This window comes from Microcoleus vaginatus HSN003, from assembly GCF_022701255.1.
In the GTDB taxonomy this organism is placed as follows: Bacteria; Cyanobacteriota; Cyanobacteriia; order Cyanobacteriales; family Microcoleaceae; genus Microcoleus; species Microcoleus vaginatus_B.
This window is the reverse complement of record NZ_CP031705.1, coordinates 4,454,407-4,469,904: the sequence shown is the minus strand read 5'-3', so window position 1 is coordinate 4,469,904 and position 15,498 is coordinate 4,454,407. Positions and strand designations below refer to the sequence as shown.

The following is a 15,498-nucleotide window of genomic DNA, read 5'->3' as shown; positions in this document are numbered from 1 at the left end:
TTTCTAGTCTTTTGTCAAGAGGCTTTTTTTTACCGCTGATGTCAGCGGATGAACCGGGATGCACGCGGATTTTGGCTTACTCATCCAAGGGTAAAGTTGGCCCGGCTGGGGGTAAAACTTGGCGGTGAACACTTACTTTGTGACTTTCCCGCTGAGTTTGCATTTCGACGGCGATCGCCTCAAATTCGACTTCCATGCAGCCGTAGGGAATCTCTAACTCGACACTTGCTCGAACATTTCCCAACCCGTTAGATTTAAATTCGGTAATCCAGCGCGGCCCGTCAAGAATCAGGTAGGTTTGTCGATCGTACACCCAAACTTTCACATAAATCCGGGGCATTAATTCCGGCAGTTGCACTTGCACTTTTACTGGCCCGCCGGCGAGGATTTCGGCCCGCGGCAATTCCAAAATCGGCATCGGTACTAACTCGTCTTCTGGCAAAACGTAGGGAGTCGGGGGAGTGTCTTCTACTGCGACAGTTCTGGTTTTTTGAGCAACTTGTTTCGGCTGCGGGGGTTCGTCAAAAACGACAAATTCTCTGGCTTCCGGGCTAGTGGATTTGGGGTCGGAAATTGTTTCGCTGGTTTCGAGTTGCTGTTGGGTTAAGCTGCTTTCTTCCACAACGGCAATTTCGTCGCTGCTATTTGCGCCGGCTGTTGGAGTTGGTGACAGGGTGGTTGCTTTGAGCCAGTCGGGGGATTCGCCGTTGCTGGCTAAGGAACTCAGTCGCGACCAAAATCGACTTTCGACGTTTAAGGTTTGAAATGCCTGTCTTGTGGGTGCTGGCGGGGTTTCTGGGGCGGTTGTTTCTAGTTCGGGGCTGTTTTCGGGTTTTTGGTCGATCGCTCCTATTTCCGCTGTTTTAGGGGAAGTTGGGGTGTCTGAGGGTTTGGTTTGTGGGTCGATCGACTCTACGACCGTTCGAGGCGAATTGGAGATTTCTGACAGCAATTGCGATCGGCTGCTGTCGGGCAGTTTGTTACCGAATGCGGGCAATTCTAGACCGCCTGCACTTGGGGTGTGACGCGAAGCCAGTAGAGGGGGTAGGGCTTCAGTGGTTGGGGCTTCGGCGGGGGAGGGAGGGTCTAAGGATTTTTCTACTAGCTTGAGGAAGGATATATTTTTGGCGCTTCCAGACGGTTTTGAGGCTGTTGGGGAGGGTTCAGCTTGATGCTTTTCTTCGATGAAATTGTCTTTAATTTCCTGTAGAAGGTGCTCTAAACGAGCTGTAATTGTGAATAGTTTGGTGGCTAGGGTGACGCCGCCGCTGCTAAGAATTGCTTCTCCTAAAATTAGGCGGCTTTTGCATTCGGTTGGAATGTAGGTGACGCAAGCAAAGATGCAGGGGGGAACTTGTTCTGGCATCGGCTGCTGGATTTCTGCGAGAATTTTTGAGGTTTGGGGGTCGCGCAGGTAAATTTGCAGTTGTGCTGAACCGATGAGTTGTTTGAGTTCTAGGGCTTCGGATTCGGGGAGGAGAGTTGCTGTTTTTCTGGTTTTTTGGGGGGATTGGGGAATGTCGATTTTGCCGGAAATGATTAAGGGGCGACCGAGTTGGGTGACGAAGGTTTCTCGATCGAGGACGAGTTCGAGTTGGACGCCCGGTTTGGGTTCGGGGGTTTGGGGAATGGGGAATTGGTAGATTTTGGTCTGCGGCGGTGCTGCATCGGCTGCTGCGATTTGGGTTGGTGCGGGGCGATCGATCTGTGCTGCGATTTGTGGGGCTATGCGATCGACCGGTGCTGCAATTTGTGGGGCTGGGCGATCGATCTGTGCTGCAATTTGTGGAGCTGGGCGATCGACCGGTGCTGCGATTTGTGTTGCTGCGGGGGAGGTTGCGGGTTCGGTTTGGTCGATCGGCGGTAGGGGTTCGGAGGTTTCCGATTCTGCGGGCAATACTTCCAACTGAACGCCGTACTGCCAAGGTTTTAGTGGTGTTGCTTTGGGATCTGGCAAGCATGAGAGTTCCCACAGTCCGGGTTTGAGCCTGGTGTAGGGAATGATCACGACTAATCCTTCGGGGTTGGTGCGGGCCGATCGACTTTGGACTTTCCGCTGCGCCCCTTGGTCGAAGGAAGTATGGGTAACGCGAATTTCGATGTCGGTGTTGGGGTGCTGAATGCGAGCAACCACACGGTATTTGCCTTCTAGAATTTCCACGTCGGAGTTTTCTAGGGGCAACCAGGCGCGATCGCCTTCTTTCTGTAGCAAAAATTCTAATTTTTTCATCTTTCTTTCCCCTTGAAGGCTCCCGCTTGATTCGTCACAGGTTGGTGGTGGTTTGTTGAGCGACAGCTACAGATATTAAATTACTTATGTTTTATAGCCTATCACCACTGTCGGTCAAGAGGCCCACTTACCAAGGACTGCCGATAATGCTGAAAGCTGCCCAATAATACGGATGGGATAAATCTTTGCTGTCGAGTTTGGGGATGGACGGGGGCAAGGGAATGTCGCCTCGGGCACTTCGCAGTTGACCGCCTTCGATCGTCACTTTGCCTTCGATCGCGGCAATTTGTGCTTGCCTGAGAGCTTCAGCTTTAATGATTGGAGGGTCGTTTGGCCTGCTGATTTTTAACTGCTGGTAAAACTCTGTCATCAGGGCGAGAGTCCCCGCATCGCTGACGTACCACAAGCTGGCGAGGGCTGATTTTGCTCCTGATTGCAGCGCTAAACCTGCAAATCCGAGTTCTGCTTCTTTGTCTCCCAAGGCGGTTCTACAGGCGCTTAATACTAATAGTTCGAGAGACGGATTGTTCCATTTTAATTCTCTCATTTGATCGAGACCGAGTTGGGTGTCCCAAAATTGAATGTAGGAGTTATTTGGGGTTCCGGGGCGGAATTCTGCGTGGGTGGCAAGGTGGATGATTCCGTATTTTTGTTGCAGTCGCTGGGATTGCAAGTTTACTATGGTGAAATCTTGGTTGAGAAAGGATTGACCGGGCCACTGTCGGGCGATCGCGCCGAGTTCTAACGGCACTGCTGGCAGCGGTTCTTTGTTTGCCGTTTCTGCGAAATCTGATGCTCCCATTGCTAGGACTTGCACGTTTCTGATGTCGGTGTAATTGCTGTCTGTGAGTTTGAAGGCGGGGATGCGGGAGAGGCTGTATTTTTGGATCAGAAATTGCTTTCCGTCGTGCATTGCTGCTAGGGGTACGGTTCGCAAACCTGCGCCGACACAGAACAGCAAGGTTTCAATTTTTGCTGTTTGCAAATCGGTTTCTAGGGGTGCAATTATCCATTGGTAGAGTTGTTGGGCTGGTTCTAGATAGCTGGTGGTGTTGAGTTTTACGGGATTGGTGATTTCGCTGCCGAATGCTTGGACTACAGAGAGGAGTTTCTCTTGTTTGGCTTCCGGGACGCTGCGGAGAATGGGCGGGCGATCGGGCAATATTAAGATTAATTCTAGTTGGTCGGTGCGCGGGATAGCGTAAATTAAAGCAGGTTTTTTCTTTGTTTGAACTGCTAGGCGGGAGAGAGTTTTTGATATTGCTTCGGCGGTTTTCGCACGGGCTGCAAAGTCTTGTTCAAAGTATTTTTGATAGTCTTGTTCCCAGTTTTGTTCGATTCTGGTTACGGCTTCAGTGAGGTTGCCCCGATCGAGCAAATTTCTCATTTCCTGGCCGTTAAGCCCGCCCTGGCCTGTGTTTTGGGCAATTGTAGGGAGGTTCGCGGTACTCCAGCAGAAAAATATTGCTATCAAACCGTAAAAAATAGCTTTTTTAATTTTTTTCTGAGTCGTGTGTTTTTGGCGTTGCTGCTGGGATTGGTAGTGCATGATTTTGGGGCGGTTGAGGGCGCCGTTGGCGGCAGCAGTTGGCAAAAGTTGGGATGTGGGTGGGAATTTTGACTGTGCTGGCGATCGCCGCAGGATTATAGCATTCAAGGTCAACCGCAAATATCTACCGTAGGGTGTGGACACCAGCACCAACCGAGTCCCCGCACCAATAAATTCACGAGTAATGTAAAGTTTTGTAAATTATGCAGAAGTTTTGCATAAGGAGGACTTATGCAAAAACCCGGTTTCTTCACGTAGTAAGTCCTGTTTTTTACCTAGCAGCCAGGTGCATTTAACTGAGATGTTGCACCATTCTCAATAATCCTTTTATGAACAGGCAATATGCCTGTTCCACAAAAAATTCATCTCTTGTGGAACGGGCATCTTGCCCGTTCTTAAGAATGGTGCAAGATGTGGTTTAATCGGCATTACCTCTACGGCCGTCTTTGACTTTTTGCGGCACATCTGGACTTCTCAAGTTAAATCGGGTTTGGTCTTGGTGTTGAATGAGGAATATCATGAATCGAGCGACCAGATATTGACTGATTTCAGTAGATAGATTCTCTGTATTTACTGGTTTTAAAATAGTTAAGTTTTTTCTCGACCACTTACTTAAAACTCGACTGGTTAATTGTTTTCCCTCGGATATCTTTCCAGTTATTTCGTACAATTCGTCCAGACTGCCTTTTGCCTAAGATTTTGCCTGAAAATCTCCTAGTTTTGTAGAATCATTGGCGGCGGTTGCCAAGAGTTGAGCAACATAAATAAAAACCCTTAATTATTTAGAGGATTTTATGCTATGGGGTCGATCGCTTTTTCCTTATTGATTCTTGTTTCTCTCCTAGATAACTAAAGCCTTGTTCGTTCCGCTATACATTGTGTGCGATCGAACTTGGCACGGTGCGATCCAATTGGGGGATGCGTCTTAGTATTTCTTCACATATCATGCTTTCGGTCTATGATATATGCCTTATGGCGTATTTGTGTTTAAAGCCTGTTACCGCGTACCGCTGATGAGTCAATCAACCAATTCACCGCTATCCGAACCAGTTTCTCGAAGAACCGCCCTCAAATTCCTCGGAGTCGGTGCCGCCGGCGGGCTGCTGGGCTACTCTCGATTTTCCAAGCCAGAGCCCACCATTTTTGTGCAAGATTCTCTTGACTTGCCACGAATGCTGAATCAGCGCAAAACCGTTGCAGTTGTAGGGGCAGGCTTGGCCGGGCTTGCCTGTGCTTACGAACTCTCCCAGCGGGGTTTCGCCGTAACATTGCTCGACAAGTCGCCGCAACTAGGTGGCAAAATTGCTAGTTGGCCGATTCAAGTTGGGAACGAAACTTTTATGATGGAACACGGTTTCCACGGTTTTTTTCCGCAATACTACAACCTCAAAAGTGTGGTTGAAGAACTAGAAATTACTGAGAACTTTGTATCCTTAGAATCCTACGCCGTTCTGTTTCGAGACGGCAAATACAAACCCGAAGTTTTCCGTCCCAACCATTCAGCTTTTCCCTGGAATATAGTTGATTTGGGGATATCTTCTCCCAATCGGCTCAAGTGGGGAATCAATCTTACAAAACCCGCTCACTGGCAAGTATTTCGGGAAATCGGTGGTTTTCAAACTAAAAAAACTTTCGATCGCCTCGACAATATATCAGTTGCCGACTGGGTAAAAGGCGAATTTCCGCGCGGGCTTTATGACTTGTATTTTCTGCCTTTTGCCAAATCCAGCCTCAATGCTCCCGACGAATTGAGCGCGGGAGAATTAATGCAATTTTTCCACTTTTACTTTTTCGGAAATCCAGAGGGTTTGGCCTTCAACGGCACGCGGCAAGATATGGGTACGAGTTTGGTGCAGCCTATTGCCCGATCCATTGAAAGCAAAGGCGGCAAAGTATTGACAGATGTCGCAGTCAGTGAGATTCGTTGGGAAAACGGCAAGATTGATTCTTTGACTTACCAGTCTGGAGACGTGCAAAGTAAAATACCTTTTTGGGTGAAGCGAAACGCGCTGTTAACTGACAGCAACTCTACCGAATATTTCGGCGCTGGGGACAGCGTATTTGCCGCCGCACCGTCGGGAAAAGAGGCCATTTCTCTGAGCTGCACTCACCAAGGCTGCACAGTTCAGAAACAGAACGACGGTCAATTTCACTGTCCTTGTCACGGGGCAGTTTTTGATGCCGAAGGACGAGTGGTGAGCGGGCCTGCTCAGCGGGATTTGCCTCGATTTAAGGTAGTCGATGAAAAAGCAGATGAGGTACAGTTAGCCGCAGCAGTTAACCAATCGCAGCCGCAAAAATTGGCGGAAACATTGAAGGCTGATTATTATGTTTTGGCGGCTGATGTTCCGGGGATGCAGCATTTGTTTAGTTTGGCTAGCGGTGAGGTGAATCCGCAGGTGCAGAGTCGGATCGAGAGTTTGAATATAGCCGATCCATTTGCGGTCTGTCGTTTTTGGTTCGATCGCGAATTTCCCTGGGAACACAGCCATTTCAGTTCGCTTTCCGGCTACAAACTGACTGACAGCATTACGCTTTACCACCGAATTCAGGATCAGTTCATCGAGTGGAATCAGAAAACTGGCGGTAGTGTTGTGGAACTGCACGCTTATTGTTACAAGGAGAAGGAATTTCCGAATCAGGAAGTTTTGCTGGCGACTTTTGAGCAAGAATTGTACGAAATTGTACCGGAATTAAAAGAGGCAAATATGCTGCACCGGGAATTGGTAAATCAAAAGAATTTCTCTGGCTATCCGCCCGGTAGTTATGCGGAACGCCCGGAGACTTGCTGCGCTGTACCTAATCTTTTGTTTGCGGGAGATTGGGTAAAAATGCCGTTTCCGTGCGGTTTAATGGAAAGGGCAGTGAGCAGCGGTTTGTTGGCAGCTAATGCTATTTTATACCAGGAGGGTTTGCAGAGGCGATCGCTCTTGACCGTGAATCCCGAAGGCGTGTTAAAAATCTAAGGTTTGCAGCGGGGTGGGTTGTATAAATCGTCCATTATGGGCTGCTATTCTCGGTGAAACCCGCCCCCAGCCCTACCTTTTTAAATTTTAGATTTTAGATTTTAGATTTTAGATTTTAAGGAAGGAGAATGACTGATTCAATAAGGGTTTGGAGGTTTCCTACAGTTACATTCTTTTGTTAAGATGAGTTACGGTTTCTGGGTGTGGTTTCCCGGAAGATAAAAGGCAGAGCTTGCGAACAAAAAAAATATCTGCGTTGAGGGGGGTGGATATACGGTTAAAATATTATTGAATGAGTATAAAGCAATAATAGATGCTGAAGAGTAACTGCAAAATTCGCAATAAATCTGTAATGTTTGATGCTTTTGCAACAGAATACGATTTCGCTGCCACCTTGCAAAGCCAGAACGATTTCTTTATTAAAAATCTATCGACCAGCAAAGGTGCAGTATTAGATATTGGCTGCGGCTCGGGAATTCTTGCTTTGGAATTAGCCCAGTATTACGATAATGTAGTGGCCGTCGATTTATCTGCAAAAATGCTGGACATCGCCCGTGAAAAACGCTCAGCCCCCAATATCGAATACATCCAAATGGATGCCAGTCAATTAGCGCTCGATCGCAAATTTGATTTAATAGTTAGTGCTGCTACTTTTCACCACCTGCCCAACCTCCCGACCGCCCTCGATGCAATTAAAAAATTGTTAAATCCGCACGGAAAAATCGTCTTTTTAGATAATATATCGGAAGTCGAGACACCTGCTACAATAGGCTACATATTAGGGGCAACGAGAGATTTTAGGCCCGACTGTTCCACCTACGGCTTTCGCAATGCTTTAAGATTATTAAAATTTAGATTGTCGCCAAGCTGGTTGAAGCATTTGGCTAGCGATAGGTATTTGTCAGAACGGAGATTTAGAAAAATTTACGGTCGTTGCTTTCCGGGCTGTTATTTTGTAAAATTGGGTTGTTTTATGGGCGTAATCTGGGAACATTTGTAATGCAAAACAACGCGATAAAATCGGGTTCTGTAAGGGCCGAAAAAACTCACATCCGCGAGTTGGGCATTAATCTCGATCGCTGGTATGCAATCGCCCGCAGCACCGAGGTACAAACTCAGCCCATCGCTGCGAAAATCTGGAATCGGGCGATCGTACTTTTCCGCAACAGTGCCGGCAAAATCAACGCTTTAGAAGATAGATGTCCGCACCGGCAAGTTAAACTCAGCCACGGCAAAGTTAAAGGCGATTTAATCGAATGTGCTTACCACGGATGGCGGTTAAATGCCAGCGGTGAATGCGCCGAAGTCGATTATTTAGCAGAAAATCAAAAGCTACCTAACTGCAAAATTCGCTGCTACCCAGTCCAGGAAAAAAACGGTTTTATCTGGCTGTTTCCCGGCGAGGAAATGCAAGCAAAAAAAATAGATTTACTGGATTTGCCAGAGTGGGAACATCTCAATTATATTGCCACAGTTTCAGTTATCGACTGTCAGGCACACTATTCATTTTTAATTGAAAACTTGATGGATATGTACCACGGACACTTGCACGATGATTGGCAAGCTTGGGCAAATCCAGTGTTAGATACTTTAGAAGAAAACGAGCATCAAGTAACTGCTCGCTATCAGGCACAAAGTTATTACAAAATAGATAAAATATGGTCAATTTCTCAGTTATTTTTTAAATCTCTGCGCCGACTGCACCCGGAACCGTTAGAGGTGAGCTACGTTTACCCGCACTGGGTTTCAACTTTGGGGAGCGACTTTAAGATTTACTGCTTGCTTTGTCCGCTTAGCGAGACAGCAACTCGCGCTTATTTAATTCATTTTACCTCATTAAATGCGTTTTGGCGGCTGCACAAATTGCCTGTGTGGTTTCGCAGGTTTATCAAAAATATTTGTTTCGGCGCGGCTCAAAAGTTATTAGATGGTTTGGTGCGGCAGGATGTGTTAATGATTGAGGAAGAACAGCAGGCTTTTTTGCAGAATTCAGAAAGAAAGAGTTACGAATTAAATCGAGCTTTAGCAAGCGTGCAAAAGTTGATGAGAAGCCAGGCCGAAAATGGGTAATTCAGTCGCAGATTTAAGCCTACAGCGGGACGAATGAAACCAGCCTGCACAGGCTAAGTTGAGAGTTCGCCTTTCCAAGCTTGAGCATGGTATTCTAGCAACAGGGAAAATTGACTTTCGGGAAGCAATTACCAACCACACCTAACACAGGAACCAAGCATGAACCGTGTCAGCATCAAGGGTGAGGAACACCCCATTAGAAAAATCTTTAGCGATGACTTTATGTTCACCATTCCCCTCTACCAGCGTCCTTATGCTTGGACAAATGAGCAAGCTGGGGAACTGCTGGAAGACCTGCTAACATCATTGGGAGATGGTAACGACACGATTGATAAACTCAACCCGTACTTTCTAGGCAGCATTGTTTTGATCAAATCTGGGCCGCCAGATGCTGAAATTGTAGATGGTCAGCAACGTCTAACAACTCTCACCATACTACTAGCTGCTCTCAGGGCATCATTGCCAACAGAACACGCCAATGACTTGACCACTTATCTATACCAAAAAGGCAGCTTAATCGCGGGTATAGATAATCGTTACCGTCTGACTTTGCGCGAGCGAGATGCAGACTTTTTCAAGGCATATATTCAAAATGAAGGTGGTATTAACAAGCTCAAAGAATTGAACAGTGTTGAGCTGATGGATACTCAGAAGCTGATTAGAGAAAATGCACATTTATTCTTGCAACGTTTCCATGCGATAGGCGAAGAGTGCTGTATACGCCTTGCCCAGTTCATCATTACTCAGTGCTTCTTGGTAGTGGTTTCTACGCCTGACTTTGACTCTGCATATCGTATATTTTCTGTGTTGAACACTAGGGGATTAGATCTCTCCCTAACTGATATCTTGAAAGCTGACATTATTGGAAAAATACCCGAAAGCCAACAAGAAAAATATACTAAAAAGTGGGAAGATACCGAGGAGAATCTGGGACGCGAGTTATTCAAAGATTTGTTTTCTCATATTCGGATGATTAAGGAAAAGAAAAAACTTAGCAAGAGTATCCTTAAAGAGTTTCAGGAAAACATCAATCCTGCCGCCGGGTCTCAGCAATTCATTGATGAAATTTTAGCTCCTTATGCTAAGGCTTTTTCCGAAATTCAAAACTTAACCTATGAAAGCGAGCGACGTGCCGAGGAAATTAATCAACTATTTAAATGGTTAAACAAAATTGATAATTTTGACTGGATACCTCCTGCGATTCTCTACCTGTCGCGCAACCGTAATAACCCGGATAATTTGGTGCGTTTTTTTACTGATTTAGACCGCCTAGCCGCAGGTTTAATGATTGTCCGCGCCAATATCAATGAGCGCATTGAACGTTACAGCAAATTGCTTACTGCTATTGAGCAAGAGGAAGATTTATTCAATTCCAATTCACCGCTCCAGTTTAGTCCTGAAGAGTCAAACAATATCCTTAGAGTCCTCGATAGTGACCTTTACCTGGTTCAAAAAATTCGTCGTTATGTTTTGCTGCGCTTAGATGCTGCTCTGTCAGAAGGTGAAGCATCTTACAACTTCTCCAACATTACTGTCGAGCACGTACTTCCCCAAAATCCAGGGGCTAATAGTGAGTGGATGAAGTGGTTTCCTAGTCAGGAAGAGCGAGATCAATATGTGCATCGTCTTGGCAACTTAGTTTTACTATCTCGTGCGAAAAACACTCTGGCACAAAATTATGATTTTGATGTGAAAAAACAGAAGTATTTCACCACTAATACAGGTGTTTCACCCTTTGCACTTACTACCCAAGTGCTGCGGGAACAGGAATGGACGGCAGAAGTAATCGCTCGACGACAGAAAGAGCTGATTAATGTTCTCAAGAATCTTTGGCGCTTATAGGATAATTGAATTTGATATCAAATCGCTCTTATCTGTCTATCGGCACAAAACCATCTGCGTCCATCTGCGGTCAAAAAAATCTAAATTCCCCTAGCTCAAACTTTACTTTTTAGGTTGCTGCTGCTGGTAAACGTTGACAACTTTATCGGCATAAGTAGCAGTGGCGCCACTTTTGCAAGCTGCGGATTCCCCAGTCATCCACCAGCAAGCGGCGCGGCGTACAGCGGTTAATTCATTGTTGCTGCTAGCTTTGTATTCGTCGCGCAGCAAATCGCCCACGATACAGGTAACAATTGATTTGGCTTTTGTCGCGTCGGCCTCAAATTGTTGCGGTGTTAAATCTTGTTTGGTACAGAATTTTGCCCAGCGGGAAATATTGCCTGGTAAAACTTGCCACTGACTGTACATTCCGTCATTTGCAGTTTGAGGCGGGGCGGCTTGTCGCAGCGCTTCTACGAGGGCGGAAACTTGCGCGTCGGTGACTGCTTGCGCTGTGGCTGGAAGTGCTTGCAATCCGAGGCTAATTATCAAACTGCCGAATAGTAGATTTGTTTTTGCGATCGATTTAAAATTCATTCACAAGGCCCTGTTTTAATCAAAGTTTCCTGCCAAAAAGTGTACCTTAAAGCTGAGCGAATACCTCTGCCTTAAGTATGATTTGCCCATTTAATGCGGTGTCGATCGCCCTTACGAGAGAAATTGTTAATCAAGTACGATAAAATCATGGAAGTACAACCCCGAGAAATTCGACGTTACACTACAGCAGAGGGTAGGGCGCCATTAACCGAGTGGCTTGATGCCCTCCGCGATCGGAATGTTAGAGTTAGGATCAAATCTAGCCTTGACCGAGTTGATCAAGGTAATCTCGGAGATTTCAAGTCAGCGGGACAATGAGTTTTTGAACTCAGAATTAATTATGGCCCGGGCTAGCGCGTCTACTTCGGACAAGTCGGCGTGACAATTGTGGTAATCCTCATAGCTGGGGATAAAAGCACCCAAAAACAGAAAATTCGACAAGCTATAGAATACTGGATAGATTATGAAAAACGTGAAAGCACCGACAAGTGATAACCACCGGGAGTACCTAATTGAATCTCTCCACGAGCCGGAAGAAGCTGCTGGTTTTATCGGCGCTATCTTGGAAGAAAAAGACCCTGAACCCGCACTTTTGAGAAATGCCATCCGAAAGGTGATTGAGGCTCGAATCAAGATGAATACTCTTTCGGAGCCAGCAAAACAGCATCACGAAAAACTCGACAAGATGCTGAGTGAAAGTGCAGGTTCGGAAATCTATAGTTTGGTAGAATTGCTCGAAGCATTAGGATTTAAACTAGAAATTACTGTCGCAGATACTGAGTTGTCGGCTGACTCGGAATCAACGGATTTTGGGGAATCAGAATTCTCGCCCGAACCAGTAGTAATTAATCCCAGTTAATGAGTAAATCGCGCCCTCACCCTTCCCTCACAAAATCAAACAATCGGTGAGCCATTTCTAGCTTGCTGCAAGGTGCTATTTCTACTTGCTTGCCGGCAGCATTAATTAATATTGCTTGATTGGTATTGCTGCCGAAACCTGCACCTATTTGATCGATCGGGTTTGCGGCAATTACATCGAGTTTCTTTGTCCGCAATTTCTCCAAAGCAGGCTTGACAATATCTCCAGTTTGTGCTGCAAACCCGATTAATTTTTGGTGCGGCTGTTTCAATTTTCCCAACTCTGCCACAATATCGGCTACCGGTGTCAACGGTAAACAATTCGGGAGCGATCGCTTCGGCAATTTCTCACTACTGTACTCAGCCGGCTTCACATCTGCTACCGCCGCCGCCATCACCGTCAAATCCGCATCGTCAAAGCATTGCAGCATCGCCTGCCGCATTTCTTGTGCACTCGTAACTGCGATCGCCCGCAAACCTGAGAGCGGCAACTCCCCAGTTATACTGTGTACCAGCGTCACTGTCGCGCCCCGGTGCTGTGCAGCTTGCGCCAAAGCTATACCCATTTTGCCGCTGGAAGGATTGCCGATAAACCGCACCGGATCGAGGTGTTCCCGCGTTCCTCCCGCACTGATCAACACCCGGAGCCCCCCTAAATCTCGATCGCCCTTCGCATACAACAGCGATTCAATATGAGGCAAAATCTCACCAGGTTCTGCCATCCGGCCGACACCCGCGCGATCGCACGCCAGCATTCCCGCCCCCGGATTCGCAGCATGATAGCGCCGATAAGTCAACACTTCCCGCCAATTCCGCTGCACCGCCGGCTGTTCCCACATATCCGTATTCATCGCCGGTGCCAGCAAAATTGGGCAATTAGAAGCTAAGACAGTATTAGTCAGCAAATTATCAGCAAAACCCCCCGCCAACTTAGCCAAAGTATTAGCTGTCAAAGGAGCAATCACAAAAACCTCCGCCCATTCTCCCAATTGAATGTGCAAAGGGCGGCCGTGACTTGCTTGCCAAAAATCTTTGTCAGTAAAAGCAGGATGGCGGCAAAGAGTAGCAAAAGTCAAAGGCGTTACAAACTCCCCGGCCGCATCAGTAAGAATAACTTTAACTTCCGCTCCAGCTTTTGCTAAAGTTGAAACTACTTCGCAAACTTTATAAGTCGCAATCCCGCCACTAACGCCGAGTAAAATTCGTCTGCCTTTCATGTCATTTTTTCATAAAAAAGAATCAAGAAAGAAATTAAGATAAAAACAGACTCAAATCTCTAATTCATCTGTTTAATCCGCAACAAAATATGCTGCTAACTTCTTCCTCAATCCCGTCGAAATTTTTGAGCTAGATTTTTCAGTCTATGCTTCGTCGTAGGCTTCCATATCCAGAAGGTGGAGATAAGGTTCAACCAGCTCCGGCCGCTGAAAGGCAAGCGACCGCAACAAATGCCAATCATTCAATCCCTCAAAAGGATCTGTATAATCGTCAACTTCCAAACGGACAGCCAATTCTGCCACGTCCTGAGAAGTAAGTACAGCAATATCGCGCGATGCTTTGGTTAAAGTTTTCATTTTTTTCCCCTGCCCGAGACTTCCGCCATACTATATACTAAACCTTTAATCAGATTTCGACACAGTTTCTACAACAAAACTTCGCATTACATCTATAACTTCCGGCAGAATCTCGTGTCCCATCTTAAATTCTTGATACTGCACCGCAGCTCCCCAAGCCGTCAAACTCTCGCGCGATCGCACAGCAGCACTAACAGGCACAATAGTATCTTGAGTACCGTGCACGATTAAAACAGGTGGCAAAGCACTCCCAGCAACTGGCGAAATCGACGGGTGCAAATAACCACTCAGACAAATTAAACCCGCTACGGGTAAAGTCAATCCCACATCTAGAGTCATCGCTCCACCTTGAGAAAAACCGCCTAAAATTGTGCGAGACAAAGGCACACCCGTGCTGCTTTCCAAAGACAGCAAAAATTCCCTCAGCAATTCCCGACTTTGTACCAATCCCTGAGCGTCTTTGCTTTGAAGGTTATACCACGCTTTGCCGCTCGTTACCTGGGGATGGGGAAATGGGGCATCGGGAAACATAAACTGATAATCCGGCAAATTGAAAACGGGTGCTAAGGAAGTCAAATCGCGAGCATTAGCACCCCATCCGTGCAAAGCGACAACCAAAGCGACAGGTTTGCGATCGGTTTTTGGCGGAATGCTAATAAATTGTAAAGACATCGTAGTTAATAATTGGTAATCTGGCATCGCTACAATTATAAATTGTCACGACGGCTAAAACCCCAGATACAGCACTTCCGGATGTTATGAGGTACAATAGAATCGACTAAAAATAATATACCAATGAAAGCATACTCAGTAGATTTGCGATCCAAAATAGTAGCAGCCCATGTCGAGCAGAAGCTGTCGATCAGAAAAACAGCAGAAATATTTGCCTGCAGTAAAAGCTTAGTTCAAAAACTTGTCAAGCAACAAAAAATAGAGGGGAATTTACAGCCTAAACCGAGGGGTAAACCCAGATTCAGTCATTTGAATAATGCGTCACAAGAGTTAAGAGAAATAGTGGTCACACATCCCGATGCAACTTTGGTAGAATTGTGTGAGTTGTTCGCCCAAAAGACAGGAAATTGGGTAGGCAGAACAGCCATGTGTAGCGCCTTACAGAAGTTGGGATTAAATCGTAAAAAAAAACAGTCAGGAGTAGCCAAGCAGGCACAGAAAGAGTGATGAAGTTAAGGTTAGACTATTGGGAAAAAGTCAAGGATATCGAGCCAAAAAATCTAGTATTTTTAGATGAGACTGGAGTATTGCTAGGTTTAACCAGAACTCATGCACGTTCGCAACGAGGAACTAGAGCCTATGCGGTCAAACCTTTTTATCGAGGCAAGAAAGTCACAGTAATTGGTGCAATTAGCCTCACGAAAGTAGTGGCATTAATGACCCTGGACAACTCGATGGATAGCAAAGCATTTGAGGTGTTTATCGAGAAATGTTTAGTGCCACAATTGTGGCCCGGAGCCGTAGTAGTGATGGATAACTTACCAGCGCATAAAGTAGATTCAATTACATCGATGATTGCCGTGGTGGGTGCTTCTATTTTATGTTTATCCCCATACTCTCCTGATTTTAATCCGATTGAATTATGGTGGTCGCAACTTAAATCTTTATTGCGACAGTTTTCACCAACCAGCACTAAAATGGTTGACACGATAATTGCTGTGGCTCTTGACTTAATTAATCCGAAACATCTCAAAAACTGGTTTACTAATTGCTGCTACTGTACCTCATAACATCCGGAAGTGCTGTATTTCTTTTCGACCATATTTCACTGAAATTAGCACCCGCTTGCTAATAAATATAACAGTTGACAGTTGACAGTTA

14 protein-coding genes are annotated in these 15,498 nt (G+C 46.1%); 8 read left to right on the top strand and 6 right to left on the bottom strand.

Annotation, left to right across the window (positions count from 1 at the left end; all coding sequences use genetic code 11):
• Positions 1 to 76: 76 nt before the first annotated feature.
• A complete protein-coding gene (locus D0A37_RS19385; protein ID WP_242716776.1) occupies positions 77 to 2,230 on the bottom strand; it encodes a hypothetical protein in 2,154 nt (717 codons plus the stop codon).
• Positions 2,231 to 2,357: 127 nt separating this feature from the next.
• On the bottom strand, positions 2,358 to 3,929 hold the full coding sequence (locus tag D0A37_RS19380; protein WP_242725630.1) for a CHAT domain-containing protein: 1,572 nt from the start codon (positions 3,927 to 3,929) through the stop codon (positions 2,358 to 2,360).
• A gap of 235 nt (positions 3,930 to 4,164) precedes the next feature.
• Here D0A37_RS19380 and D0A37_RS19375 point away from each other — a divergent pair, with 235 nt between their 5' ends.
• The 5 genes from D0A37_RS19375 to D0A37_RS19355 all read left to right on the top strand — a co-directional run bounded on the left by D0A37_RS19375 (position 4,165) and on the right by D0A37_RS19355 (position 10,657).
• Positions 4,165 to 4,338 carry a hypothetical protein gene (locus D0A37_RS19375; protein WP_242716774.1) on the top strand — a complete coding sequence of 58 codons (174 nt, stop codon included), beginning with the start codon at positions 4,165 to 4,167 and terminating at the stop codon, positions 4,336 to 4,338.
• A 406-nt stretch (positions 4,339 to 4,744) separates the two neighbouring features.
• The gene (locus D0A37_RS19370) at positions 4,745 to 6,745 is read left to right on the top strand and encodes an FAD-dependent oxidoreductase (RefSeq protein ID WP_445242417.1); all 2,001 of its coding nucleotides are present in this window, start codon (positions 4,745 to 4,747) and stop codon (positions 6,743 to 6,745) included.
• A gap of 313 nt (positions 6,746 to 7,058) precedes the next feature.
• Entirely contained in the window at positions 7,059 to 7,745 is a 687-nt protein-coding gene (locus D0A37_RS19365) for a class I SAM-dependent methyltransferase (protein ID WP_242716772.1), read from the top strand.
• On the top strand, positions 7,745 to 8,815 hold the full coding sequence (locus tag D0A37_RS19360; protein ID WP_242716770.1) for an aromatic ring-hydroxylating dioxygenase subunit alpha: 1,071 nt from the start codon (positions 7,745 to 7,747) through the stop codon (positions 8,813 to 8,815). Before D0A37_RS19365 ends, D0A37_RS19360 begins: the two co-directional genes overlap by 1 nt.
• Positions 8,816 to 8,974: 159 nt before the next feature.
• On the top strand, positions 8,975 to 10,657 hold the full coding sequence (locus tag D0A37_RS19355; RefSeq protein WP_242716768.1) for a DUF262 domain-containing protein: 1,683 nt from the start codon (positions 8,975 to 8,977) through the stop codon (positions 10,655 to 10,657).
• Between the two features lie 102 nt (positions 10,658 to 10,759).
• On the opposite strand, the gene D0A37_RS19350 is transcribed toward D0A37_RS19355, so the two are convergent.
• Positions 10,760 to 11,233 (bottom strand): hypothetical protein, encoded by a 474-nt coding sequence (locus tag D0A37_RS19350; RefSeq protein ID WP_242716766.1) that lies wholly within the window; start codon positions 11,231 to 11,233, stop codon positions 10,760 to 10,762.
• A 463-nt stretch (positions 11,234 to 11,696) separates the two neighbouring features.
• Between D0A37_RS19350 and D0A37_RS19340 the strand changes: the two genes are divergently transcribed.
• Complete coding sequence (locus D0A37_RS19340) at positions 11,697 to 12,092, top strand: helix-turn-helix domain-containing transcriptional regulator (RefSeq protein ID WP_242716765.1); 396 nt, start codon at positions 11,697 to 11,699, stop codon at positions 12,090 to 12,092.
• 16 nt (positions 12,093 to 12,108) lie between these two features.
• Here the strand turns inward: D0A37_RS19340 and coaBC are convergent, their stop codons facing one another.
• From coaBC to D0A37_RS19325, 3 genes are all read right to left on the bottom strand, one after another.
• Positions 12,109 to 13,308, bottom strand: a complete 1,200-nt coding sequence (gene coaBC, locus D0A37_RS19335; protein WP_242716764.1) for a bifunctional phosphopantothenoylcysteine decarboxylase/phosphopantothenate--cysteine ligase CoaBC — start codon at positions 13,306 to 13,308, stop codon at positions 12,109 to 12,111.
• Between the two features lie 144 nt (positions 13,309 to 13,452).
• A complete protein-coding gene (isiD, locus tag D0A37_RS19330) occupies positions 13,453 to 13,665 on the bottom strand; it encodes a protein IsiD (protein ID WP_006632739.1) in 213 nt (70 codons plus the stop codon).
• 45 nt (positions 13,666 to 13,710) lie between these two features.
• Entirely contained in the window at positions 13,711 to 14,337 is a 627-nt protein-coding gene (locus tag D0A37_RS19325; RefSeq protein WP_242716763.1) for an alpha/beta hydrolase, read from the bottom strand.
• A gap of 123 nt (positions 14,338 to 14,460) precedes the next feature.
• Here D0A37_RS19325 and D0A37_RS19320 point away from each other — a divergent pair, with 123 nt between their 5' ends.
• Together D0A37_RS19320 and D0A37_RS19315 are read left to right on the top strand one after the other, a co-directional pair.
• Positions 14,461 to 14,844, top strand: a complete 384-nt coding sequence (locus D0A37_RS19320; RefSeq protein WP_242715925.1) for a helix-turn-helix domain-containing protein — start codon at positions 14,461 to 14,463, stop codon at positions 14,842 to 14,844.
• Entirely contained in the window at positions 14,844 to 15,407 is a 564-nt protein-coding gene (locus D0A37_RS19315) for an IS630 family transposase (protein WP_242715923.1), read from the top strand. Before D0A37_RS19320 ends, D0A37_RS19315 begins: the two co-directional genes overlap by 1 nt.
• Positions 15,408 to 15,498: the final 91 nt, after the last annotated feature.

Excerpts from the sequence above, each read along its gene's own strand:
- D0A37_RS19315 (WP_242715923.1), top strand. The coding sequence starts at position 14,844 with ATGAAGTTAAGGTTAGACTATTGGGAAAAAGTCAAGGATATCGAGCCA.
- D0A37_RS19350 (WP_242716766.1), bottom strand. The coding sequence starts at position 11,233 with ATGAATTTTAAATCGATCGCAAAAACAAATCTACTATTCGGCAGTTTG.
- D0A37_RS19325 (WP_242716763.1), bottom strand. The coding sequence starts at position 14,337 with ATGTCTTTACAATTTATTAGCATTCCGCCAAAAACCGATCGCAAACCT.
- coaBC (WP_242716764.1), bottom strand. The coding sequence starts at position 13,308 with ATGAAAGGCAGACGAATTTTACTCGGCGTTAGTGGCGGGATTGCGACT.
- D0A37_RS19340 (WP_242716765.1), top strand. The coding sequence starts at position 11,697 with ATGAAAAACGTGAAAGCACCGACAAGTGATAACCACCGGGAGTACCTA.
- D0A37_RS19355 (WP_242716768.1), top strand. The coding sequence starts at position 8,975 with ATGAACCGTGTCAGCATCAAGGGTGAGGAACACCCCATTAGAAAAATC.
- D0A37_RS19360 (WP_242716770.1), top strand. The coding sequence starts at position 7,745 with ATGCAAAACAACGCGATAAAATCGGGTTCTGTAAGGGCCGAAAAAACT.
- isiD (WP_006632739.1), bottom strand. The coding sequence starts at position 13,665 with ATGAAAACTTTAACCAAAGCATCGCGCGATATTGCTGTACTTACTTCT.
- D0A37_RS19320 (WP_242715925.1), top strand. The coding sequence starts at position 14,461 with ATGAAAGCATACTCAGTAGATTTGCGATCCAAAATAGTAGCAGCCCAT.
- D0A37_RS19385 (WP_242716776.1), bottom strand. The coding sequence starts at position 2,230 with ATGAAAAAATTAGAATTTTTGCTACAGAAAGAAGGCGATCGCGCCTGG.
- D0A37_RS19370 (WP_445242417.1), top strand. The coding sequence starts at position 4,745 with ATGCCTTATGGCGTATTTGTGTTTAAAGCCTGTTACCGCGTACCGCTG.
- D0A37_RS19365 (WP_242716772.1), top strand. The coding sequence starts at position 7,059 with ATGCTGAAGAGTAACTGCAAAATTCGCAATAAATCTGTAATGTTTGAT.